19 protein-coding genes are annotated in these 24,924 nt (G+C 64.8%); 15 read left to right on the top strand and 4 right to left on the bottom strand.

The window, feature by feature from the left end; all coding sequences use genetic code 11:
• Positions 1 to 344: IS5/IS1182 family transposase (locus GEU01_RS03570; protein ID WP_019084970.1), on the top strand; the 344-nt coding region annotated here is incomplete at its 5' end.
• Positions 345 to 400: 56 nt separating this feature from the next.
• On the opposite strand, the gene GEU01_RS03575 is transcribed toward GEU01_RS03570, so the two are convergent.
• Positions 401 to 2,278 (bottom strand): ABC transporter ATP-binding protein, encoded by a 1,878-nt coding sequence (locus GEU01_RS03575; RefSeq protein ID WP_019084971.1) that lies wholly within the window; start codon positions 2,276 to 2,278, stop codon positions 401 to 403.
• Between the two features lie 96 nt (positions 2,279 to 2,374).
• On the opposite strand from GEU01_RS03575, the gene nth reads away from it, so the two are divergent.
• Positions 2,375 to 3,094, top strand: a complete 720-nt coding sequence (gene nth / locus GEU01_RS03580; protein WP_019084972.1) for an endonuclease III — start codon at positions 2,375 to 2,377, stop codon at positions 3,092 to 3,094.
• Positions 3,095 to 3,214: 120 nt separating this feature from the next.
• Here the strand turns inward: nth and GEU01_RS03585 are convergent, their stop codons facing one another.
• Positions 3,215 to 5,410 carry a ComEC/Rec2 family competence protein gene (locus GEU01_RS03585; protein ID WP_019084973.1) on the bottom strand — a complete coding sequence of 732 codons (2,196 nt, stop codon included), beginning with the start codon at positions 5,408 to 5,410 and terminating at the stop codon, positions 3,215 to 3,217.
• 115 nt (positions 5,411 to 5,525) lie between these two features.
• Here GEU01_RS03585 and gltX point away from each other — a divergent pair, with 115 nt between their 5' ends.
• The 10 genes from gltX (at position 5,526) to GEU01_RS03635 (ending at position 19,533) form a co-directional block, all read left to right on the top strand.
• Positions 5,526 to 6,932, top strand: coding sequence for a glutamate--tRNA ligase (gene gltX, locus GEU01_RS03590; protein ID WP_010508174.1), 1,407 nt, complete (start codon positions 5,526 to 5,528; stop codon positions 6,930 to 6,932).
• On the top strand, positions 6,925 to 7,890 hold the full coding sequence (locus GEU01_RS03595) for an aspartate carbamoyltransferase catalytic subunit (protein WP_010508173.1): 966 nt from the start codon (positions 6,925 to 6,927) through the stop codon (positions 7,888 to 7,890). Before gltX ends, GEU01_RS03595 begins: the two co-directional genes overlap by 8 nt.
• Positions 7,887 to 9,182 (top strand): dihydroorotase, encoded by a 1,296-nt coding sequence (locus GEU01_RS03600; protein ID WP_019084974.1) that lies wholly within the window; start codon positions 7,887 to 7,889, stop codon positions 9,180 to 9,182. Before GEU01_RS03595 ends, GEU01_RS03600 begins: the two co-directional genes overlap by 4 nt.
• Complete coding sequence (gene plsY / locus GEU01_RS03605; RefSeq protein ID WP_019084975.1) at positions 9,179 to 9,817, top strand: glycerol-3-phosphate 1-O-acyltransferase PlsY; 639 nt, start codon at positions 9,179 to 9,181, stop codon at positions 9,815 to 9,817. Before GEU01_RS03600 ends, plsY begins: the two co-directional genes overlap by 4 nt.
• Positions 9,814 to 10,989: a DNA-processing protein DprA gene (gene dprA, locus GEU01_RS03610; protein WP_019084976.1), complete on the top strand. Its 1,176-nt coding sequence runs from the start codon at positions 9,814 to 9,816 to the stop codon at positions 10,987 to 10,989. The genes plsY and dprA overlap by 4 nt, the downstream gene beginning before the upstream one ends.
• A gap of 45 nt (positions 10,990 to 11,034) precedes the next feature.
• Positions 11,035 to 13,770: a type I DNA topoisomerase gene (gene topA, locus GEU01_RS03615; protein ID WP_019084977.1), complete on the top strand. Its 2,736-nt coding sequence runs from the start codon at positions 11,035 to 11,037 to the stop codon at positions 13,768 to 13,770.
• A gap of 2 nt (positions 13,771 to 13,772) precedes the next feature.
• Positions 13,773 to 16,019 carry a ribonuclease R family protein gene (locus GEU01_RS03620; protein ID WP_026018472.1) on the top strand — a complete coding sequence of 749 codons (2,247 nt, stop codon included), beginning with the start codon at positions 13,773 to 13,775 and terminating at the stop codon, positions 16,017 to 16,019.
• On the top strand, positions 16,016 to 17,722 hold the full coding sequence (locus GEU01_RS03625) for a S41 family peptidase (RefSeq protein WP_019084979.1): 1,707 nt from the start codon (positions 16,016 to 16,018) through the stop codon (positions 17,720 to 17,722). The genes GEU01_RS03620 and GEU01_RS03625 overlap by 4 nt, the downstream gene beginning before the upstream one ends.
• Positions 17,723 to 17,800: 78 nt before the next feature.
• Positions 17,801 to 18,139: a DUF1491 family protein gene (locus GEU01_RS03630; RefSeq protein ID WP_019084980.1), complete on the top strand. Its 339-nt coding sequence runs from the start codon at positions 17,801 to 17,803 to the stop codon at positions 18,137 to 18,139.
• A gap of 248 nt (positions 18,140 to 18,387) precedes the next feature.
• Entirely contained in the window at positions 18,388 to 19,533 is a 1,146-nt protein-coding gene (locus GEU01_RS03635) for an OmpA family protein (protein ID WP_026018473.1), read from the top strand.
• A 104-nt stretch (positions 19,534 to 19,637) separates the two neighbouring features.
• Here the strand turns inward: GEU01_RS03635 and cysK are convergent, their stop codons facing one another.
• On the bottom strand, positions 19,638 to 20,627 hold the full coding sequence (gene cysK / locus GEU01_RS03640) for a cysteine synthase A (RefSeq protein WP_010508163.1): 990 nt from the start codon (positions 20,625 to 20,627) through the stop codon (positions 19,638 to 19,640).
• A 154-nt stretch (positions 20,628 to 20,781) separates the two neighbouring features.
• Between cysK and GEU01_RS03645 the strand changes: the two genes are divergently transcribed.
• On the top strand, positions 20,782 to 21,228 hold the full coding sequence (locus GEU01_RS03645; RefSeq protein ID WP_026018474.1) for an RrF2 family transcriptional regulator: 447 nt from the start codon (positions 20,782 to 20,784) through the stop codon (positions 21,226 to 21,228).
• Positions 21,229 to 21,286: 58 nt separating this feature from the next.
• On the opposite strand, the gene GEU01_RS03650 is transcribed toward GEU01_RS03645, so the two are convergent.
• Entirely contained in the window at positions 21,287 to 21,715 is a 429-nt protein-coding gene (locus tag GEU01_RS03650; RefSeq protein ID WP_019084982.1) for a hypothetical protein, read from the bottom strand.
• A gap of 400 nt (positions 21,716 to 22,115) precedes the next feature.
• Here GEU01_RS03650 and GEU01_RS03655 point away from each other — a divergent pair, with 400 nt between their 5' ends.
• Together GEU01_RS03655 and parE are read left to right on the top strand one after the other, a co-directional pair.
• Entirely contained in the window at positions 22,116 to 22,649 is a 534-nt protein-coding gene (locus tag GEU01_RS03655; protein WP_010508159.1) for a hypothetical protein, read from the top strand.
• 138 nt (positions 22,650 to 22,787) lie between these two features.
• Positions 22,788 to 24,827 (top strand): DNA topoisomerase IV subunit B, encoded by a 2,040-nt coding sequence (parE, locus tag GEU01_RS03660; RefSeq protein ID WP_019084984.1) that lies wholly within the window; start codon positions 22,788 to 22,790, stop codon positions 24,825 to 24,827.
• The last annotated feature ends 97 nt before the right edge of the window (positions 24,828 to 24,924 follow it).

A 24,924-nucleotide genomic window follows, 5' to 3' on the forward strand; every position in this document is an offset into this window, starting at 1 on the left:
TGGTCCGCTTTACGCTTATCCCCGGCCAGCATTACGACACGGTCGGGGTGGCGCCTCTCCTTGAACCGGCTGATTTTGGGGGACTTCTTGCCGACAAGGCGTTCGATGTCCACTGGATCGTGGACACCATACGCGCACAAGGGGCCTGCGTGGTCATTCCCCAGCGTCGGAACCGCCTCGACAGGCGACCCTTCGATGGAGCCCTGTTCAAGGCGCGCCATCTCATCGAGAACTTCTTCTGCAAGCTCAAGGAGTTCAAGCGCATCGCCATGCGAAGCGACAAGACCGACAGATCATTCGCAGCGATGATTTATCTCACCGCCGCAATCATCAATTCGCGTTAATTCCCAACAGACCCCAAAAAACTTCCTTATGATTACAGGATATTTTCCAGCGGGACCTATAAGGACTGAAGTTCAAACAGCCCGCGATAGATCCCGCCCTCACGCGTCATTAGGGCGTCGTGGGGGCCATCCTCGCACACCTGTCCGTGGCGGAAGACGATAATGCGGTCCAGTCCCATCACGGTGGACAGGCGGTGGGCGATGACCAGCACGGTGCGTCCGGCCATCAGCCGCTCCATCGCCTGCTGGACCAGTGTTTCAGACTGCGAATCAAGGCTGGATGTCGCCTCGTCCATGATGACGATGCGGGCATGGCTTAAAAACGCGCGGGCAATGGCGATGCGCTGGCGTTCCCCACCCGACAGCTTGACGCCGCGCTCGCCCACCATGGTGGCGTAACCGCGCGGCAGGCGGGCAATGAAGTCCGCCGCGTTGGCCTGCCGGGCCGCATGTTCGATTTCCGCCAGCGTGGCATCCGGCCGGCCATAGGCAATGTTTTCCGCCAGCGAACGGTGGAACAGCAATGGCTCCTGCGGCACGATGGCGATCTGCCCGCGCAGGCTGGACTGCGTGACAGTGGCGATATCCGTCCCGTCAATCATGATCCGTCCCCCCTGCACATCATACAGGCGCTGCAACAGCCGCGTCAGCGTGGTCTTGCCCGAACCCGACGGGCCGACAAGGGCCACCTTGCTGCCCGGCGCGATATCAAGGTTCAGGTCATCAAACAGCACCCTGCCATGCTGTCGTTCATAACCAAAGCGCACATGCTCGAAACGGATATGGCCCTGCGTCACCCGCAATGCCGCGGCGCCAGGGTGGTCGGCCACCGCGGGCTGCGTATGGAACAGGGTGACCAGTTCCTCCATTTCATTGACCGAACGCTGCACGACCGAGATCTGCTGGCCGATATCACGCAGATAGCCCTGGATCACGAACATCATCGTCAGCACATAGGCCACATCCCCCGGCCCCGCGCGGCCATGCATCCATAACAGCGCCACCCCCGCGATCAGCACCATGCGCATGATGAGGGCGGCAAGGTTCTGCAGATTGGCGCTGTCCGTCCCGCGCAGCCATGACCGCACCGTGCGCTGCCGCCAGCGGCCCGCCACCCATGCCAGCCGCGCATCCTCCCGCGATTCCGCGCCACATGCCTTCACCACCGCGTTGCATGTCACCGCATCGGACAGGGTCGCGCCCATGCGCGTGTCCCACGCATTCGCCAGGCGCGCGGAAGGCGCGACATAACGCAGCGTCAGCATGACCGACAGCGCCACCAGCGCTGCCGATCCCACCGCCAGCACCAGCCCCATCAGCGGCCAGTGAAACGCCAGCACGGCAGTCGTGGCGCACAGCACGATTCCCTCCGGCACCAGCATGAGAAGCAGCGTGTCCCCCAGCGTATCGACCGCCCCCATCCCGCGCGTGATGCGCCGCACGGTTGACCCGGCAAAGTTGGAAGCATGCCACTCACTGGAAAACCGCTGTACGCGGGCGAACACTTCCGTCACGATGCCGGTCATGACGCGCGATGTCAGGTGGGTAATGCCGATATAGGCCGTACGCCGCGCAATGATGCCGCCCGATCCCAGCACGGTCAGGCCGATCACATCCCATATGGCGCGGTGGACCGCCGTCCGACCCGCCGGATGGGACACGTCATTGACCAGCCAGCCCGCCACCAGCGGCATCATCACATCCGCCACGGTGGCCGCGGCGATCCCCGCCAGCGTCCACGCCAGAAAGCCGGGATGCGCGCGCCACCTGCGCCAGACAAAGCCCAGCACCGCGGAAAACTCATGTCGTCCCGATGCCGGGCGGGAGAAAAAGGATGCCATTGCCACCACGCCATGATGCAGGGAACCATGCGGCCATGCGTTCAGGGCACATGTACCACCGGGGCCGGAACGACTACCCTTCGCGGTTGCCATGCGCAAGGACAATGACCCCGCCGGATGGCGGGATGATTTACACTGCACCCCGCAACGCCGCACAATGTCCGACGATCCACCGCCTGCGATTACCAGATGACAACAGCCAAGACCCCGAAGAAACCCGCGCGTCGCGCCATGACGCTGGCGGAAGTGCGCGCCTTCATCACCCAGCTGGCCGCCGCCAACCCGAATGCCGAAAGCGAACTGGATTTCGTGGACGACTATACCCTGCTGGTTGCCGTGGTACTGTCGGCGCAGGCGACCGATGCCTCGGTCAACAGGGCGACAAAAGCGCTGTTCCGTGACGCCCCCACGCCACAGGCCATGGTGGAACTGGGGGAGGAAAAGGTCGGCGCACATATCCGCACCATCGGGCTGTGGCGGACCAAGGCGCGCAATGTCGTGGCCCTGTCGCAGCAGCTGCTTGCACGTTTTGACGGCAAGGTGCCCTATGACCGCGCGGCCCTTGAATCCCTGCCCGGCGTGGGCCGCAAGACGGCGAATGTGGTGATGAACGTGGCGTTTGGCGACAGCACCATGGCGGTCGATACCCACATATTCCGCATTGGCAACCGCACGGGCCTGGCGCCGGGGACAACCCCGCGCGCGGTGGAAGACCAGCTTGTCCGCCGCATTCCCGCCGACATGCTGCGCCCCGCGCATCACTGGCTGATCCTGCACGGGCGCTATGTCTGCAAGGCCCGCAAGCCCGAATGCTGGCGTTGTCCCGCCTTTGACCCGTGCCAGTACCGCATGAAGGACGACCTGCGTGCGGTGGGGCCGGATAAGGCGGCGTCTTCTGAAGCTTTTTGAAAAAAGCTTCACCAAAAACTTTCTTAGACAGAACCTGCCATCCGCCGAGCGAGGACGATGGCCCGCGTGTGACAGATATCGTGACCGTACAATGTGGTGCGGTCACGACAGCAAACGATGCTATTCCGCCTGGGCCATGGGCAGGTCAGGCACGCCCACCCCACCGGGCCGCATGACCCATGGCCGTGCCCCGCGCTCCTGCCGGTCAGACAGCGCCCTGATGCCGCCTGCACGGTCGGGATACAGGGCATAGGCCCCGTTGCGCCACATATCGAAACGCCCGATTACCATCACGCCGGGACATCCGCCCTGCCCCGACAGGTTCACAACCATGCGGGCGTCGCGGCATGACCTGCGACCCGGCCCCCGTGCGGAAAGCAGCAGCAGGATGTCCCCGTCCCGCTCCCGCACGCGACATGTGCCATCCCGGCAGGATAGCGGTCCCTGCCCCGCATCATCCGGCAGTACGCTGGCTTCCAGCCCCGTCACGCGCTGCCATTCCCGCAAAATGAACGGATCGGGGTGGCCGCCGGGACCGGTCAGCAGCACATGCCCGCTCACAACACCCGCCATGCGCGCATCCGACGACACCATCACCACCGGTTGCGCGCCCCACCATGGTGACAGCAGCGCCAGCGCAACCGGCACGGCCCCCAGCAGCCGACCCCGTCCACCCCACAGGCACAACCAGCACAACCCGGCAAAAAACAGCGCCAGCCCGCCATTGCCGATGGCCGGCACCCCAATACGCGCCACCGGCAGGCAGGCCACCTGCCGCGCCAGCCATGCCACCAATCCGATCCCCCACCCCATGGGAACCAGCGCCAGCTTTTCCCACCCCGGCGGCATCAGCACGAAGGACAGCAGCCCCCACGGCATGATCCATACCGACATGAGCGGCACGGCCAGCAGGTTGGCCAGCACGAACCACGGCTGCACCGTGCCAAAATGCGCCATGCCGACCGGAATGCAGGCACTGCCCGCCAGCACGCTGGCCAGCAGGGGATGGGCAAGCCGCCCGCCTATCCTGCGCCACCACGCCACGTCGTGCTCCCATGCCGACAGGTACGGACGCAGCGCGTCGAAACCGGCAATCAGCGCCATGACCGCCGCAGCCGACATCTGCAATGGCAGTTCGGCCACGTTTTCGGCGTTGAGGCACAGCAGGGCGGTCACGGCCACCGCCAGCGCCCGCATCGACACCACACGCCTGCCCACCATTAGCGCCACGACCGCAAGCCCCGCCATGAACAGGCTGCGCTGCGCCGGCAGGTGCGCGCCGGTAATGATGACATATCCCCCGCCGGCCAGCAGCGCGCAGACCGCCGCGATCTGCCGGCATGGCCAGAACAGCGCCGCGCGTTCGGACAGCGCCAGCCCCATGCGCACCCCCGCCATGACCAGTCCCATGACAATGGCAAGGTGCAGCCCGGCAACAGCCAGCAGGTGGGCCAGCCCCGCATCGGCAAAGGCGTCCCGCACGCCGGGTGCAATCGCCCCGTCCGCCCCCGCCAGCACGGTTGCCGCGATATCGCCGCGCACGCCCGGCAGGGCCGCGCGAATCCGCACGGCCACGGTCTGGCGCAGGCTGGCGATGCGGGCAGACAGGCCGGAGGGAGCATGGCCATGCCGGCATGTCACGTCATCCAGCGCGCGCGCATTCCCCGCACGCCCGTCAAACCATGCCCGGCGCTGGGCATCATAGCCCCCCGGCAGAGCGGGAAAGGCAGGGGGCGAAAGCATGACGCGCGCCAGCAGCGTATCACCGGGCGCGGGGACACACACGTCATCGGGCCGCAGCCGCAGCACCAGCACACGGCGCAGCGGTGGCATGCCGGTATTGATGCCATCAAGGAAGCGGACATCCGCCAGACGCACGCGCCATGTCGGCGTGCCATCGCGCAGGACCTGCGCGTCCGCATCCAGCACACGCCCCGTCAGATGCACCGCCCGGCGGGGCAGGTCGGGAAAGGGCGGCATGTGATGCGCCTGCACCCAGGCCACCAGCGCTCCCGCCGCAAATGCCCCCAGCACGCCGCAGCCGATGCGCACCGGCAGCCCCGTCCCCCATACCAGCCGCGCGGTGACGCACCCCGCAACCACCGCGGCGCCCCCCCATGCCCAGATGATCGATGGTTCCCATGACAACGTGAAATACAGCGCCATACCCGCCGCCAGCAGGACAGGCAGCCACAGCACGAACCGGGCATGCTGCCCCCACAGCCATGCACCGACACCCACACACATGCGTGACAGCCCCGCCCGGATGCGGTCGATATTCTGGCGCGGCAGGACAACCCCCGTCATGATCTGCACCCGTGCTGGCGGCCATGCCCATGCGTGGCCGGAATGCACACCCTAACGGCCCGGATGGCACACAGGCCAGACTGCCCCCTGTCAGCAGGGCGAAAACATGCTAAAGAACCGGCTCATGACTGTCCGTACCCGCTTCGCTCCCAGCCCCACCGGCCTGCTGCATATCGGCAACGCCCGTGCCGCCCTTTTCAATTTCCTCTATGCCCGCCACCACGGCGGCCAGTTCCTGCTCAGGATCGAGGATACCGACCGAGAACGCTCGACCCAGCAGGCGGTCGATGTGCTGTTCGACGGGCTGGCGTGGATGGATATCCACCCGGATGAAAAGCCGGTGTTCCAGTCCACACGTCAGGCACGCCATACCGAAGTGGCGCATGAACTGCTGGAAAAGGGTCTGGCCTACCGCTGCTACTGCACGGCAGATGAACTGAAGGAAATGCGCGAGAAGGCGATGGCCGAGGGCCGTCCCCCCCGCTACAACGGCATGTGGCGCGACCGCGATCCGTCCGAAGCCCCCGCCAACACCCCCTATACCATCCGCATCAAGGCCCCGCGTGAGGGTGAGACCACCATCCATGATCTGGTGCAGGGCGACGTGCGCGTGGCCAATGCCGAACTGGATGACATGATCATCCTGCGTGCCGATGGCACCCCGGTTTACCAGCTGGCCGTGGTGGTGGATGACCATGACATGGACATCACCCATGTCATCCGGGGCGATGACCACCTGACCAACACCTTCCGCCAGGCCATGATCTACCGCGCCATGGGCTGGGACCTGCCGCATTTCGCCCACCTGCCGCTGATCCACGGGCCGGACGGCGCCAAGCTGTCGAAGCGGCACGGCGCGCAGTCCGTGGTCGAATTCCGTGACATGGGCTACCTGCCCGAAGCGCTGGACAACTACCTGCTGCGCCTTGGCTGGGGCCATGGCGATGCCGAGATCCTGTCGCGCGAAGAACAGATCAGGCTGTTCGACCTTGACGGCGTGGGCCGTTCGCCCTCGCGCATGGATTACGCCAAGCTGCTGTACATCAACGGCGTATGGCTGCGTCAGGCCGATGACACGCGCCTGACCAATGACGTGATGGAACGCCTGGGCAAGATGGAAGGCGTTGATACTTCCGACGCCACGCGGGCAAAGGTACTGTCCCTTATGCCGGGGCTGAAGGAACGCGCGAAGACGCTGGTGGAACTGGCTGACAATGCCGCCTTCCTTGGCCGTTCGCTGCCGCTGTCGTTCAATGCGAAGGCTGAAAAGCTGCTGACGCCGGAAAACCGCGTCATGCTGGGCAGGCTGGCCGAAGCCCTGAAGGCGACCGGGCCGTTTACCAAAGAAAACATCGACGCGACCCTGCGCCAGTTTGCCGAAACGCATGAGATGAAGCTGGGCAAGGTGGCGCAGCCGCTGCGCGCAGCCGTGACCGGCAGCACCATGTCGCCCGGCATTGATGACACGCTGGCGGCCCTTGGCCGTGACGAAGTGCTGGCGCGCATCAACGCGGTTGCCGCCCATGAGTGAGCGCGGCAGCCATGGCAGCAATGTCTTCCTGACCCGGCCCGCGCGCCACCTGCTGGGGGTGCAGGGCATGCATCCCGGCCGGATCACGCCCATCCTTGATCTGGCGGAGCATTACGCCCTGCTCAACCGGTCGCGCAAAACCCCGCGCGACCTGCTGCGCGGCCGCACGCTGATCAACCTGTTTTTCGAGGACAGCACCCGTACCCGCACCTCGTTCGAGCTTGCGGGCAAGCGGCTGGGCGCGGATGTGGTGAACATGACGGTCGCCAGTTCCTCGGTCAACAAGGGGGAAACTCTGCTGGATACGGCAGCCACCCTGAACGCCATGCATACCGACCTGCTGGTGGTGCGTCATTCGCAGTCCGGCGCCCCTGCCCTGCTGGCGCAGAAGGTGCAGGCCAGCGTGGTCAATGCCGGTGACGGCACGCATGAACACCCGACACAGGCACTGCTGGACGCCCTGACCATCCGCCGGCACTTCGGCATGTTCGAAGGGCTGACCATCGCCATATGCGGGGATGTGAGCCATAGCCGTGTCGCACGCTCCAACATCCACCTGCTGACCGCCATGGGCTGCCAGGTGCGCGTGGTGGGGCCGCCGACACTGGTGCCTGGCGCGATCGGGGCGCTGGGGGTCAGCATCCACCACACGATGGAAGACGGGCTGCGCGGGGTGGACGTGGTGATGATGCTGCGTGTGCAGCGCGAGCGCATGAAGGGCACGCAGGTACCCAGCGCGCGCGAGTATTTCCGTTTCTACGGGCTGGATAACAGGCGTCTGGCGCTGGCGAAGCCGCATGCGCTGGTCATGCATCCCGGCCCGATGAACCGGGGCGTGGAAATCGACAGCCGTGTTGCCGATTCCGACCAGAGCGTGATCCGCGAACAGGTGGAAATGGGGGTTGCCGTGCGCATGGCGGTTCTGGACATCCTTGCGCGTGGGGGAGATGGCGCATGAAGCCGGTCCTGTTTGAAAACGTCCGCCTGATCGATCCCGCCAGCGGCCTTGACCGCCCCGGCCGCCTGCTGGTGCGCGACGGGGTGATTGCCGGCACCGACCTGCCGCAGGCCGAAGGCGCACCGGAAGGGGCCGATATCATTGACGGCGGCGGCCAGCTTGTCCTGTGTCCCGGCCTGGTGGACATGCGGGTGACAATTGGCGAACCCGGCTATGAATACCGTGAAACGGTACTGTCCGCCGCAAGGGCGGCAGTGACCGGTGGCATCACCACCATCGCCGTGCTGCCCAATACCAGCCCGACCATCGACAACCCCGCCCTTGCGCGCCTGCTGCGCGCGCGCGGCGTGGAAACGGGCATGATCGACATCCTGCCCTATGGCGCGCTGACACGGGAATGCGCGGGCACGGAAATGGCGGAAATCGGCCTGCTGGCCGAAGCGGGCGCCATTGCCTTTACCGATGGTCCCCATGCCATTGCCGACAGCCGGACCATGCGGCAGATGCTGACCTACGCGCGGGGCTTCGACGCGCTGATCGTCCAGCATCCCGAAGACCCGTCACTGTCGCGCGGCGGGTGCGCGACCGATGGCGAACTGGCGACCCGCCTTGGCCTGCCGGGCATCCCGGCGGCGGCCGAGGCCATCCTGATCGCGCGCGACCTCCGCCTTGCGCGCATGACGGGCGGGCGGCTGCATTTCGGCCATGTCTCCACCGCCGAGGGGCTGGACCTGATCCGCACGGCCAAGGCCGATGGCGTCAGGGTGACATGCGATACCGCGCCGCCCTATTTCGACCTGAATGAAACCGTGATCGGGGACTTCCGCACCTATGCCAAGCTGTCGCCACCGCTGCGCGCGGAAGCGGACCGGCAGGCCGTGTGCGCGGCACTGGCCGATGGCACGATCGACGCCATCGCATCCGACCACATGCCGTGCGACGCGGATGACAAGCGCCAGCCCTTTGCCGTGGCGTCCGCCGGGGGAACGGGACTGTGCACGCTGCTGGCCGTAACCCTGGCGCAGGTGCATGCAGGCAATATCGGCATGATGGACGCCCTGGGCCTGCTGACCCATCGCCCTGCCGCCGTGCTGCGCAGCGGGGCCGGAACGCTGGCCGCTGGCAGTCCCGCCGACCTGTGCCTGTTCAACCCCGATACGGGGTGGATCGTGCGGGCGGGCGAACTGCCGGGCAAGGCCCAGAATACGCCCTTTGACGGCCGCGCGCTGGAAGGCCACGTGCTGGGCACGTGGAAGAACGGACGACGCGTCTTCGGGGCCACCGCCGCATGATATACGGCATCCCCACCTATGACATGCCGCTCATGGCGGCGGTTGCGTTCCTGTCCTACCTGATCGGCAGCATTCCCTTCGGGCTGGTGCTGACGGCGCTGTCGGGCAATGGGGACATCCGCAAGATCGGGTCGGGCAATATCGGGGCCACCAACGTGCTGCGCACCGGGCGCAAGGGACTGGCGGCGGGCACGCTGGCGCTGGATGGCACGAAGGGGGCATTCGCGGTTTTCTGCGCTTTCGTGCTGTGCCCGTTCCATACACTGGCCGCCGAATCCCTTGCCGCCATCTTTGCCGTGGCGGGGCACTGCTTTCCCGTGTGGCTGAAATTCCGTGGTGGCAAGGGGGTCGCGACCGGGCTGGGCTGCATACTGGCGCTGATGCCGGGCGTCGGGCTGTGCTGCTGTGCGTTGTGGCTGATTTTTGCCAAGGTCACGCGCATTTCATCCGCGGGCGCGATCATTGCCTTTGCTGCCCTGCCGCTGCTCATGATCCGGCCGGGACGGATCGACTTTTCCTCCCCCGCCTATGTCGCGGGCTGCCTGATCGCGGCGATGATCCTGATCCGCCATCATGCCAACATCACCCGCCTGCTCAAGGGCACGGAACCAAGGATCGGCCAGAAAAGCGCATGAGCGTGCCCGATGCCGCCACGGTGCTGGCCTGCCTGCGGCTGGCGCGAACGGATGGCATCGGCCCGGTCAGCTACCGCCGCCTGGTCCGCACGCATGGCAGCGTGCATGCGGCGGTCGACATGCTTGAACGCGGGGCCACCCGCATAAGCCGCAGCGTGGGGCCGATATGCCCACGTGATGACGCGCTGCGCGAAATCGACCGCCTGCAGGCCATGGGCGCGCACCTGCTGGTGCATGGGCAGCCCGGCTATCCCCCCCTGCTGGGTCGCCTGCATGACGCGCCGCCGGTCTTGGGCGTTCTGGGTGATCCGGCACTGCTGGCGAATCGCATGGTGGGCATCGTGGGTGGGCGCAATGCGTCCTCGGGCGGGGTCCGCATGGCGGAAAGCCTTGCCGCCCTGCTGGCCGCCCAGGGCGTGGACACCGTATCGGGGCTGGCGCGCGGGATCGACGCCGCCGCCCATCGCGGCGCGATGACGGCTGGCCGCACGGTGGCGGCCATTGCGGGGGGACTGGACTGTCCCTATCCGCCTGAACATGCCGCCCTGCAGGACCAGATCGCACGCACTGGCGCGGTTGTGACCGAAGCCCCGCCGGGCACCGTGCCACAGGCGCGGCATTTCCCGCGCCGCAACCGGCTGATTGCGGGTCTGGGGCTGGGTTGCGTCGTGATCGAGGCGGCACTGCGTTCAGGCAGCCTGATTACCGCACGCATGGCGCTGGAGTATGACCGCACCATATTCGCCGTGCCCGGATCGCCACTGGACCCGCGCTGCCAAGGCAGCAACGACCTGTTGCGCCAGGGCGCGGTGCTGACGGAAAACGAACGTGATATCTTGCGTGAACTTCCTGAATTCATGGAAGAAACCACGTTGTTCCCCCTGCAGGCGCCGCCGTCTTCTTCCGCGGCGCATGGTCCTGTCCCGCGCCATGAATCCCGGCCACGGGCAATGCCCGCGCCGCCGCCTGCCCCACCACCAGCGGGGACGGGCGACCTGCATGAAATGATAGAGGGTTTTCTATCTTTCACACCATCGCCTGTTGACGATCTCGTACGGCGCTGCCAGTTCTCGACAGCAGCAGTCCTGACCGTCCTGTCGGAAATGGAGATTGCGGGCACGATCGAATTCCTTGCGGGGGATATGGTCGTGCGGCGTCCACCCCCTGCCTGACAGCCGGGATTATACAAGGTTTTAGAATCGTGATCCGGAGACAGAATGACTGACGTCGTGGTGGTCGAATCGCCAGCCAAGGCGAAAACGATCAATAAGTATCTGGGTGATAACTACACGGTTCTTGCCTCGTTCGGGCATGTACGTGACCTGCCGCCCAAGGATGGCAGCGTCAGGCCCGACGAAGGTTTTGCCATGGTATGGGAAACCGACGAGCGCGGCAGCCGCCAGATCGCGGCCATTGCCAAGGCGCTGCGTGGGGCAAAGCATCTCTACCTCGCCACTGACCCCGACCGTGAGGGCGAGGCCATTTCATGGCACGTACGCGCGATCCTGGAGGAAAAGAACCTCCTCAAGGGGATCGACGTGCAGCGCGTCACCTTCAATGAAATTACCAAAAGCGCCATCAAGACCGCGATGGCGCACCCGCGCGGGCTGGATTTCCCGCTGATCGAGGCATATCTCGCCCGCCGCGCGCTGGACTACCTCGTGGGGTTCACGCTGTCGCCGGTGCTGTGGCGCAAGCTGCCCGGATCACGCAGCGCAGGCCGCGTGCAGTCGGTCGCCCTGCGCCTGATCTGTGAGCGCGAGGCGGAGATCGAGGTCTTCAAGCCACGCGAATACTGGTCGGTCATCGCCCGCATGACCACGCCGGGCGGGGCCGCATTCTCCGCCCGGCTGACCCATCTGGACGGGCGCAAGCTGGACCAGTTCGACCTGAACAACGAAGCCCGCGCCATGGACGCCAAGGCGGCGGTGGAAGCTGGCGACTTCAGCGTTGAAAAGGTCGAGCGCCGCAAGGTCCGCCGCAACCCGCCGCCGCCCTTCACCACGTCGACCATGCAGCAGGAAGCGTCGCGCAAGCTGGGCATGGGCGCGCAGGTGGCCATGCGCACGGCCCAGCAGCTGTATGAAGGCATTGATATCGGTGGCGAGACGGTCGGCCTGATCACCTACATGCGAACCGACGGCGTGCAGATGGCGGGCGAGGCCATCGCCGCCATCCGTGGCCATATCGGCCACAGCTTTGGCGAACGGTACGTGCCCGAAAAGGCGCGCATCTATTCCACCAAGGCCAAGAACGCGCAGGAAGCACATGAAGCCATCCGCCCGACCGACGTGCGCCGCACGCCCGCGGACATGGCGCGCTACCTCTCGCCTGAACAGAAGAAGCTGTATGACCTGGTGTGGAAGCGCTCGGTCGCCAGCCAGATGCAGTCGGCCGAACTCGATCAGGTCGCGGTCGATATCGTGGACCGCCAGCAGCGCGTCACCCTGCGCGCCACCGGTTCCATGATTGCATTCGACGGTTTCCTGCGCCTGTACAGCGAAGGCCGTGACGATTCCCCCGCCAGGGCCGACGACGATCAGGACCGCATGCTGCCCGCCATGAAGGAACGCGACGCCATCGGGCGGGGCGAGGTCACGGCGGAACAGCATTTCACCCAGCCGCCGCCGCGTTATTCGGAAGCATCGCTGGTGAAGAAGATGGAGGAAATCGGCATTGGCCGTCCCTCCACCTACGCCTCCATCCTGACCGTGCTGCGTGACCGTAACTACGTGCAACTGGAAAACCGGCGATTCGTGCCCGAGGATCGCGGGCGGCTGGTCACGGCTTTCCTCACCTCCTTCTTTGAACGCTATGTCGATACGCAGTTCACGGCGGGGCTGGAGGAACAGCTTGACGATATATCCGGCGGGCGCGCCAACTGGCGTGATGTCATGTCCGCGTTCTGGTCCGATTTCTCCCACGCGGTGGACCAGACGAAGGATCTGAAAATTTCCGACGTCATCACGGCGCTGGATGCGGACCTGGCCCCCTACTTCTTCCCGCAGCGCGAGGACGGGCAGGACCCGCGCGTCTGCACCGCCTGCGGCACGGGGCGCCTGGGTCTGAAGCTGGGGCGGTATGGCGCGTTCATTGGCTGTTCCAACTATCCCACGTGCCAGTACACCCGCAAGCTGGTGGTTGACCCCTCCAAGGAAGGCGAGGACGCGGCGGCGCTGAAGGATGGCATGCGCGTGCTGGGCACCGGGCCGACGGAGGAGGAAGTTACCGTGCGCCGTGGTCCGTGGGGCCTGTATGTGCAGCAGGGCGAGCCCGACCCCGAGGACAAGAAGGCCAAGCCGAAGCGCGCCACCATCCCGCGCGGGCTGGATGGCGACAAGATCACGCTGGAACAGGCCGTGGGCCTGCTGTCCCTGCCGCGCATCGTTGGCATCCATCCCGAACTGGGTGAACCGATCGAGGCCGGACTGGGCCGCTTCGGGCCATATGTGAAAATGGGCGCGGTATACGGGTCGCTGGACAAGGATGATGATGTCCTGACCGTGGGCCTGAACCGCGCGGTGGATGCGCTGGCGAAGAAGCTGGCTTCCATCCGCACTATTGGCCCCCACCCCAAGGATGGCGAGCCGGTCATGGTGCGCAAGGGCCGCTTTGGCCCCTATGTGCAGCATGGTTCGATCGTGGCCACCGCGCCGCGTGGGCAGGACATGAATGATGTCACCATGGACGAGGCGCTGACGCTGCTGACCGAAAAGGGCAAGCCGCTGAAGGCCAAGGGCAAGAAGGCGACCACCACCCGCAAGCCCGCCGCCCGCAAGACCAAGGCCAAGACGACCGAGGGGGCGGAAGGCACGGAAGACGCGAAGCCCGCCCCGAAGAAAAAGGCGGCCCCGCGCAAGGCAGCGACCAAAACGGCCGCCAGGACGACCACGCGCAAGACCACGACCCGCAAGAAGGCCACCCCGGCCAAGACAGAAAGCGAGACTGACTGATCATGAAACGGCAGCGTCCAGCAACTTCCGAGGTGCCGGACCCCCTGCCCACGGGCACGCCACAGGTCCGTGCGGGTGGCCTGCCGGATCGTGAACAGCTTCGCGCGTTTATCGAAAACGCAACCGGGCGGATCGGCAAGCGCGAGATCAGCCGGGAATTCGGTCTGGGCCCGGAACACAAACAGGCCCTGCGCCAGATGCTGCGCGACATGGCGCTGGATGGCACGCTGGCGCCCGCGGGCGCGCGGCGGTTCCGCGTTTCGGACCGGTTGCCCGAATCCATGGTCGTGCAGGTGACCGGCACGGATTCGGATGGCGACCCCATTGCACGTCCCGTGCAGTGGGATGGGGAAGGCAGCGCGCCGGTCGTGTTCATGCACCCTGAACTGCGTGGCCGGGCCGCCTTGGCACCGGGTGAACGCGTGGTCGCCCGCCTGCGCCGTATCGGGCCGGGTAAATACGAAGGCCGCACGCTGCGTCGCCTGACCGATGCGCCGATGCAGGTCGTGGGCCTGTTCCGCACCCTGGATGCGACCGACCCCATGGCGTCCGCGCCCGCCCGCTACCGCCCGGCGGGCACCCTGACCCCTGCTGACCGGCGGGCAAAGGCGCAATGGGTCATTCCCATGGGTGAGGACGCGGATACCCCGGATAACGAAATCGTCATCGCCACCCCCCTGCCCCAGTCCGGGCCGGGGCTGCATCCCGCGCGGATCATCGAACGCCTTGGCCCGCAGGGGGACGCCCGGACCATAAGCATGATCGCGGTGGCCATGCTGGGAATTCCGCATGTCTTCCCATCTGAGGCACTGGCGCAGGCCAAGGCCGCCCGTGGCGTGACGGCGCAGGGCCGCACCGACCTGCGCGACATGCCGCTGGTCACCATTGATGGCGCGGATGCACGCGATTTTGATGATGCAGTCTATGCCGAACCCGATGGCGACGGGTTCCGCATGACCGTCGCCATCGCCGATGTCGCATGGTACGTGCGCCCCAACAGCGCTCTGGACCGCGAGGCCCGCCTGCGGGGCAATTCGGTCTATTTCCCCGACCGGGTGATTCCCATGCTGCCCGAGGACCTGTCCAACGGGTGGTGTTCGCTGCGACCGGGGGAAGACCGGGGCTGCATTTTCGTCAACATGGATGTGGCTGCTGACGGCGCCATCAGCAACGCCCGATTCGGCCGCGGCATCATGCGCAGCGCCGCCCGCCTGACCTATGAACAGGTGCAGGCCGCGCGTGATGGCGCGCCGGATGAGATCATCGCCGGCCTGCCCGACGGCCTGCTGGACAGCCTGTTCGGGGCATGGCGGTGCCTGTCCGCGGCACGGGCGCTGCGCGGCACGCTGGACCTTGAACTGCCCGAACGGCTGGTGCGTCTGGGTGATCACGGGCAGATCGCGGCCATCCAGCCGCGCATACGCCTCGACAGTCACCGTCTGGTCGAGGAATTCATGATCGCGGCCAATGTCGCCGCCGCCCGCTGCCTGGAGGGACGGCACCTGCCGTGCCTGTACCGGATCCACGCGCCGCCGACACCCGAACGGCTGGAAAGCCTGCGCCGCACACTGGATACGATGGGACTGAAGCTGCCGCCGGTGGGCAGCCTGCGCGCCGCCGACCTTGACCATGTGTTGCGTCAGGTGCGCAATACGGACCAGGCTGGACTGGTGAACGAACTGATCCTGCGCGCGCAGAATCAGGCGGAATACAGCCCCGAACCGGTCGGGCATTTCGGCCTGTCCCTTGCGGCCTATGCCCATTTCACCAGCCCGATCCGCCGTTATGCCGACCTGTTGACCCACCGCGCCCTGCTGGTGGCCATCGGTCTGGAATCCGGTCCCGCCCCCAGCCATGATGAACTGGAGGAAGCCGGGCTTGCCATAACCCGCACCGAACGCCGCGCGGCGCAGGCCGAACGCGAAACGCTGGAACGCTACGCCGCCACATGGCTGCAGGCCCGCGTGGGCACGGTCATGGACGCGCATGTATCCAGCCTGTCGCGATTCGGCATTTTCACCGTACTGGATGCAACCGGCACCTCCGCGCTGCTGCCCATGTCTGCCCTGCCGGAAGATCAATGGCATCATGACGAAAAAACGCAGACATTGGGCGGACGCGATACGACCATGGTATTCCGCCCCGGTCAGGCCCTGCGCGTACGGATAGAAGAAGCATGCGCCATCCGGGGGACAGTCCTGCTGGCACTGCCCGACACCCCGCCCAGCCACCGCAGGCGGCGGACATGAAACGCTGCCGGTTTCCGGTCATCATCCTGCTCCCCCAGTCCAGGGGGCGGGAGAACATGGGCATGTGGCGTCGCCGCATCTCCACGCTTGGGCATATCCCGCGGGACACCATCGTCCTGCTGCTTGTCATCGTCCGGCTGACCACGGCCGCCTGCGCCGATGACATGCCCACGACCCCGCGCACCCCCACGCCCCAGCCACCCATGCATGAAGACAGCGTGGACACGATCGAGGGCGCCAGCATGGACCTCGGGGTCATTTCCTCGGTCATTCAGGCGAGTCTGTCATTCCTGCAGCCCCGTACGCTGGACAGCCATGAAATCCGTGACTTCGCGCTATGGGGCCTGAACGGGCTGAGCGCGCTGGACCCGTCGCTGAGCATCGAGGAACAGCACGGCTTCCTGCAACTGGCTGCAACGCAGAAAACCGTCCTCGCCCTGCCCGTGCCTACGGCGGACGACGTGCCGGGATGGAGTGCGGCCATCACCCGCATACTGGATGTGGCATGGCACAATTCCCCCGCCATGCGCAGCACGGGACAGGATGGGGTGCTGCAGGGATTCTTTGATGAACTGTTCAACCACCTTGACCCGTATTCACGCTACGTCCCGCCGGGGGCGGCCGTATCGGACCGCAGCACCCGCACCGGGGGCGAGGGCACGGCAGGCCTGACGCTGGGGGTGGACCATCACGCCATCATCATCACCGCCGTCAACGCGAATGGCCCCGCATGGCCTACCACCCTTGCGGCGGGGCAGATCGTGCGCGCGATCAATGGACGACCGACCGAGTCCCGCAGCCTTGAGACCGTGACCTCGTGGCTCAACGGTCCCAATGGCAGCCTTGTGCGCATCATGGTGGAGTCGAAGGGACGGCGGAGCACGGTCACGCTGCACCGGGCCTCCACCCCGCCCGAAACCGTATTCGCCTATACCAGCGGCAAGCATGTCGTCCTGCATATCACCGCCTTTTCCGCCAACACGGCGGAGGAAATGAGCCAGTATCTGGACGAAGCCATGAACGTGCCCGGCATTTCGGGCCTGATCATCGACCTGCGCGGCAACAGGGGCGGCGTGCTGCAGCAAGCGGTCACGACATCGGCCCTGATGCTGGACCACGGCGTGGCGGCCATAACACAGGGTCGTGACCCGCAGGCCAACCACGTCTGGGCCGTGCAGGGGGGCGACATGACCAACGGACTGCCCATCATCATCCTGGTCGATGGCCGGACCGCCAGCGCCGCCGAGATACTGGCCGCCGCCCTGGCGGACCAGAAGCGCGGCGTGGTCATAGGCAGCGCCACGCTGGGCAAGGGACTGGTCCAGACCATCGGGCAGATGCCCAACGGGGCGGAACTGTTCGTGACATGGAGTCGCGTGCTGGCGCCGCTGGGCTGGCCGCTGCAGGGACTTGGCGTCATGCCGCAGGTCTGCACCAGTCTTGGGGAAAGCGAACTGGAACGCCAGTTGCAGGACCTGGCCGAAGGATCGGCCGACAGCCGGGAATGGATCGCGGCCGCCCGCCAGATCCGCTATCCCGTGGACCTGGCACGCATCCTGACCATTCGCAAGGCCTGTCCCGCCGCGATCGGCACCGATGGTGACCTTGATGCCGCCCATTCCCTGCTGGACAACCCGGTCGAATATCATGCCGCCCTGGCCACCATACCCGAAGATGGGGCGACACCCGCCGGTGGCGGCTAGGCCACAGCCATGCGGGAAACCGTGCTATTCCTGCATACCTCCCGCTGTTTTTCTGCATTACCGGAGAAGTCCATCCCAATGGAAGAAGCACGTCTGAAAACCGGCATCTGGGTCAAGGCAATGCTGCGTCAGGCTGGGCAAAAGGGAAATCCGGGCATGGTGCTGCACCATGGTGATGACGACGCGGGGGGCGTTCTGGTCGTGCTGCTGGGGCGGGGGGGACAGATGTCCGTGCTGGCCCGGACCCGCACCCCCGATGGACGGCAGGCATGGTTCCGCGCTACAGGGGATGCGGCTATAGATCAGGCCAGCGTGGATGCCTATGTTACAAGGCAGATGGAACGGGACCCGGATTTATGGGTTCTTGAATTCGAGACACCGGACCTGACGCCACCGTTTGAAGCAAAGTTGATATGAAAGACGTGTTTCCACAGGTTTGAAAAAATAGTGAAACCGGACCAGACAGGGGTGTGGCATCTTGCACACAGTCAGGTGCGCCAGTTTGCGCGGCGGCCCAAAGCAGCCGATAAGGTGGCGGCAATGGATTGTCAGGGCTGGTTTCTTTCAGCAAAAGAATGCTGATGCTGATCATTCCAGGGAATAGGGCACGTACACCCGACCGGGCCGACATGCCGGAACAGGCCCGTCGAAGGGAGAAGAAGAGTATGAATCTGCGGGACGGATTGCTTGCAGGGTCTTTATTGGCTGCCTCGGTTACCCTGGGATCCGTACTGGTCTCCGCCCCGGTATTCGCCCAGCCTGTCCAGGGCCTGTATATTTCAGGCGCTGGCGGTGCGAGCTTCAACCAGGGACAGGTCATACGTCATTCCTCCGCGCGTGATGAATTCAAGACAGGGGGCACGGGCATCGGCAGCCTTGGCTGGGGCCTGGGCAACGGCTTCCGTGTCGAACTCGAAGGCTTCTACCGCAGCAACGACATGAAGACGGTCGGCGGCAACGCCGCCTATAATGCCCGTGCGGATGGCCGGCAGCAGACATCGGGGCTCATGGCCAATGCCCTGTTTGACCTTGATATCGGCAAAAGCTGGCTGTTCCCGTATTTCGGCGCGGGTATCGGTTACGGCTGGCAGAACATGAACAGCACCATTACCGGCAACGTAGGTGGGCAGAACTACAGCCAGCACGTTGGGGGCACATACGGCAACTTCGCCTATCAGGGCATTTTCGGCCTGTCCTTCCCCATGCCGTTTGCCGTGGGCCTTTCGGCTACGGCGGAATACCGGTTCTGGACCATGCTTGGGCCGCAGTCGCATCATTCCATTGTCAGCGGCAGTTCCGCGGCCCTGTCGGCCATGAACAGCGACTACGGCTTCCGCAATGGCAACCGTGACAGCCGGACCGATTTCAACCATTCGCTGATGCTGGGACTGCGGTACGAGTTCAATCCCGCCCCGCCACCGCCACCAGCACCCACTGCAGTCGCCGCACCGGCACCGGCGGAAAACCGGACCTACATGGTGTTTTTTGACTGGGACCGCAGTGACCTGACCGACCGTGCCCGTTCCATCGTGGCGGTGGCTGCACAGGCATCGACAAATACCCAGACCACCCGGATCGAGGTCAACGGCTATACCGACAATTCGGCAAGCCATCCCGGCCCGCAGGGTGAAAAATATAATCAGGCGCTGTCGCTCAGGCGGGCGCAGGTCATCAAGGCGGAACTGGTGCGCGACGGTGTGCCGGGGCCAGCCATTGACATCCATGGTTATGGCGACAGCAACCCGCTGGTCCAGACCGCAGCCAACACGCGCGAAGCCCAGAATCGCCGTGTCGAGATCATCCTGCACTGATCCCGTCACATTCGAACTGATGATGGAAAAGAAAAAAGCGGCACCCGTCAGGGTAGCCGCTTTTTCCATATGCGCAGGCCGTCAGCCCATGCTGGTGGGCCGGATCAGACCAGCCCGGTAAAGAGTGACGTGGACAGGTAGCGTTCGGCAAAGGACGGCGCGATGGTCACGATGGTCTTTCCCGCGTTTTCCGGCTGTCCCGCCAGTTGTACGGCCGCATGCAGTGCAGCACCCGAGGAAATGCCCACTGGCACCCCATCCAGCCGCGCGCACCGGCGGGCCGCTGCGATGGCCTCACGCTCCGATACGGGAATCACCCCATCAAGGGCCGCAAGGTCCAGTGTCCGGGGGCAGAATCCCGGCCCGATGCCCTGAATGCCATGCGGCCCCGGTTCGTCACCGTTCAGGATGGCGCTTTCCATCGGTTCGACACCAAAGACCTGCAGGCTTTTCTTGCGCGGCTTCAGGCCATGGGCGATGCCACTGGCCGTGCCGCCCGTACCCAGCCCGGCCACCACGATATCGACCTCGCCCGCTGTATCGGTCCAGATTTCCTCTGCCGTGGTCGCGGCGTGGACGGCGGGATTGGCCGGGTTGTCAAACTGGCGCGGCATCCACGCATTTGGTGTCTTTTCAAGGATTTCCTCGGCACGCGCGATGGCGCCCGCCATGCCCAGGCGCGACGGCGTCAGTTCCAGCTGCGCATTAAGCAGGCGCAGCATCTTGCGCCGTTCGATGGAAGCCCCTTCGGGCATGGTAACAATCAGGCGATATCCCCGGGCGGCAGCGACGAACGCCAGTGAAATACCCGTATTGCCCGAAGTCGGCTCCACCAGCGTGGTCTTGCCCGGATGGATTTCACCACGGCTTTCCGCATCCTCGACCATGGCCGCGCCGATACGGTCCTTGACCGAGCCGAGTGGATTGAAAAATTCCAGCTTCATCAACACCCGCGCCTTCAATCCGTCCTCACGGGTCAGATGCGGCAGCGCCACCAGTGGCGTTCCCCCCACGGTATCGACAATGGAGTCGTAGACCCTGCCACGAGGTGCTGCAAAACCATACGTGCGATCTGGCGGGGTGGTCTTTTTCATTCGTTATCACTCCTTGTTGCGGAAATGGCCTATTCACGCATACAGTCTGTACATAATCCACCATCCTCCTTAACAGAAGCGTGGATCAATCGGGGGATAGCTGGTAAATGAAGCGGGCAGGTTTCCAAATCCATTCAAAGCGAGGCTGAACGATATGCTGCTCCGGCGGGACAGGACCATGATCGCAATCCTGATCATGCTTGATGTGGCGTTTCACGCGGGGCGCAACGGCACCATCAGTGCGGCCGACATTGCCGAACGCGCGGGTCTGGCCCGACGGGGGATCGAACCGCTGCTGCAGACCCTGTCGCGTTCGGGCCTGCTGGAAAGCGTGCGCGGGCCACGCGGCGGCTACCGGCTGGGGCGGCCCCGGCGCGATATCCTGCTGTCGGATATCCTGTCTGTCATCACGGCGGAAGACAATACGGATGATGGTCCGATCGGCGGGCTGTTCCAGAAGGTGGTCGAACCCTGCTGGCAGGAATTCGACACCATGCTGGATGAGGAATGCCGCAAGATCAGTCTGGATGACCTGGTGCGCCGGGCCGAACACGCCGGCATGCGCCGCCCGCTGCCCGAACCCATCACCTTTTCCATCTGACACGGACCGGGATACGCAATGATGCGTGTCCCGACCCGGTCAGGGCCGGGATACGGCCTTATCTTACGGCTGGGGCCGTGACATTGGCCGTCACGTCCATGTATTCACGCGGCTGCTTTTCGCCCGTAATCAGCACGACGCGGAACTTGTCCTCGCCGGAATAGGCGGTGTTGGGCGTGTACGTCACATAAGTGTGATCGTTGTAGTTGTAGATGAACGCCTTGCCATGCTCAGGTGCGGGAGACACGCCGAACGAGGCATAGGGATGACCGGCGGAAGCACGCGTCTCGATCGCGCAGTACCCGTCATCGCTCCGTACCTGCATGCTGGCGGTCTTCGTGTCCTTGCCCGCGGCGGTGGGGCCGGTCACCTGACACTGGCCAGATGCCTTCATGTAATTGTAGGGATTGGGGGTTCCGCCGATACCACCAAGGTTCACGGCCGGTTTGTTGTCACATCCGGCGAGCAGAATGCCCGTCGTCATCATGATTGCAGACAGTCGCAGTCGCACTCGTCAGCTCCGCTGTATTTGATACATACCCGTTATCAGGACAGTTTCGCCCGCGCCGTCCCGTAACGGTCTGGATCGGCACAACGGCTAACCGCTTTGGCATATGCTCTAGAGCAACGCACCCCGGCGGGAAAGACCCGTTGGTCCTTTTACGCAAGCGGACAAGCCCTGCCCGTGTGGCATACCCGCCCCCGGGGGCGCTGTCATCCCACGCGGGCATCATAACGCATCTTTTTGAACACGGGTTGATATCCCTCCCTTTTGGCGACTGCCGGTTTGCGCTATAGACCTGATCCGGATTTCATTCCTGCCGGAATATGCGGGGTCCGTGCATTCCCCGTTGGCAACTGCCCCAATATCTGGAGAACCCGTCCTGATGTCCATGTCGATCTGGCGCGCTGGCGCTGCTGCCCTTGCCCTCCTGGGGCTGGTTAATGGTGGGCAGGCACTGGCTGCCGGCCCCTGCTCACCCTCCCCCGCGCATGAGGCGTTTGATGTGCAGGGCCTGAAAAGCGAGTTGATGGTGACCGCCCTGTCATGCGGCGCGCAGGACAAATACAACAGCTTTATCATGAAATTCCGCACCAAGCTGGCCGCCGAGGAGCATGTCCTCAACAGCTATTTCAACAGTACCTACGGCCGCAATTCACAGCGCCAGCATGATGACTACATCACGCAGCTTGCCAATGTGCAGTCCGAACGTGGCCTGAAGTCCGGCACCGCCTTCTGCCAGCAGCGCATGTCCATGTTCGAGGAAGTGCAGGTACTCGACAGTTCCGCCGACCTGTCCAACTATGCCCAGGCGAAGGACATCCTCCAGCCTGCGTCCTACCTGACCTGCACGGCGCCCAACCGCCCGGCCGCAAGCACGCGCAGCCGCACCCCGGCCCGCCGCACGGTCCGCAGCTAGGCTGTCGCCCCGTCACGGGCGCATGAAGAAAAATATGGCCGGACCCGTGTCCGGCCTTTTTCATGCCCGCAAGTGCAGGCATAGTGCAGGGCCTTACGGCTTGACAGGACGCGATCTGACGGAACAAAAGAACGCTTCATGAACGACGATCTTTTCTCCGCACCCGCAGGCCCCGCAAAGCCCACCCGACGCAAGGTTTCCGCTGCACCCATGCCTGATAACGCCAAAAACGGCCCCGATACCTATGACGCCAGCGCCATTGAAGTGCTGGAGGGGCTGGAACCCGTGCGCCGCCGTCCGGGCATGTATATCGGCGGCACGGATGAAACGGCGTACCATCACCTTGCCTCCGAAATCCTTGACAACGCGATGGATGAGGCAGTGGCCGGCCACGCCACCACCATTGACGTGACGCTGGAAGCCGGGGACTGCCTGACCATACGCGATAACGGGCGCGGCATTCCGGTGGACCCGCACCCGCGTTTTCCCGACCGTTCGGCGCTGGAAGTCATCCTGACCACGCTGCATGCGGGCGGCAAGTTTTCGGGCAAGGCCTACGCCACGTCGGGCGGCCTGCATGGCGTGGGATCGTCGGTGGTCAATGCGCTGGCGTCGCGCATGGAGGTCGAGATCGCGCGTGACCGTGAACTGTGGCGGCAGGTCTATGAACGCGGCCACCCGCTGAGCGGTGTTGAAAAGATCGGTCCGGTCAACAACCGGCGCGGCACGCAGATCCGCTTCACTCCCGACCCGGAGATTTTCGGGCGGCTGCATTTCTCACCCATGCGGCTGTACCGGCTATGCCGGTCAAAGGCGTTCCTGTTCCGTGGCGTGACCATCCGCTGGTCATGCGATCCGTCCCTTATCAGGAATGATGACGTCCCGGCGGAAGCGGTCCTGCACTTCCCCGGCGGACTGGCCGACAGCCTGCGTGATGAACTGGGTGACAAGGCCGCCCTGCTGACCGACCTATGGTCGGGGGACGCGGATCTGCCGACCGGCCCCGGCGGGGCGGATACGGGCCGCATGGAATGGGCCATCGCCTTTCTGGAACAGGGCACGGCTGCCCTTGCATCCTACTGCAACACCATTCCAACGCCCAATGGCGGCACGCATGAGACAGGCTTTCGCAACGCGCTGCTCAAGGGCCTGCGCAACTGGGGCGAACAGCGCGCCAACAAGCGCGCGGCCAGCATCAATGCCGATGATATCCTTGGCTGCATCGCCGCCAAGCTGTCGGTCTTCATCCGCGACCCGCAGTTCCAGGGCCAGACCAAGGAAAAGCTGACCAGCAGCGAGGCCAGCAAGCTGGTTGAAACGGCACTGCGTGACCGGTTCGACCACTGGCTGGCGGGGAACCCGCAACAGGCGGACAACCTGCTGGCCTTTGTCGTCGAACGCGCCGAGGAACGCCTGCGCCGCAAGGAACAGAAGGAAACCCCGCGCAAAAGCGCGACCCGCCGCCTGCGCCTGCCGGGCAAGCTGACGGACTGCACGCGTGAAAACGCAGCTGAAACCGAGATTTTCCTGGTGGAAGGCGACTCGGCCGGCGGGTCCGCCAAGCAGGCCCGCAACCGTGAAACGCAGGCCGTCCTGCCGCTGCGTGGCAAGATCCTGAACGTTGCCAGCGCCTCGACCGAAAAGCTGCGGGGCAATCAGGAACTGCGTGACCTGGTGGAGGCGCTGGGCTGCGGCATGGGCGAGCGCTTTGACGCGACCAGGCTGCGTTATGGCCGCATCATCATCATGACCGACGCGGACGTGGACGGGGCGCATATCGCCTCGCTGCTCATGACGTTCTTCTATCGTGAACTGCCCGGCCTGATCCGGGGGGGACACCTGTATCTGGCCCAGCCGCCGCTGTACCGCCTGACAGAGGGCGGCAAGAGCGTCTACGCGATGGATGACGCCGACCGTGAGCGGAAGATGAAGAAGGACTTCAAGCCCAACAGCAAGGTCGAGGTCTCACGCTTCAAGGGACTGGGTGAAATGCCACCGGGTGACCTGAAACAGACCACCATGGACCCCAGGCACCGCACCCTGCTGAAGGTCATCACCCAGCCCGAGGACAGGGCGCTGACGCTGGAGCGGGTGGAACACCTGATGGGCCGAAAGGCGGAACTGCGCTTTCGCTTCATTCAGGAACATGCCCGTCAGGTCGATAACCTCGACGTCTGAACCATCTTCAGCGGAAAAGGCCCGGTTACCTGCAACAGGGTAACCGGGCCTTTTTCATAAGAAGTTTCTGGGGACGCGTTTTTTCAGAAAGCTCGGG

Source organism: Komagataeibacter europaeus LMG 18890 (genome assembly GCF_000285295.1).
Taxonomy (GTDB): Bacteria; Pseudomonadota; Alphaproteobacteria; order Acetobacterales; family Acetobacteraceae; genus Komagataeibacter; species Komagataeibacter europaeus.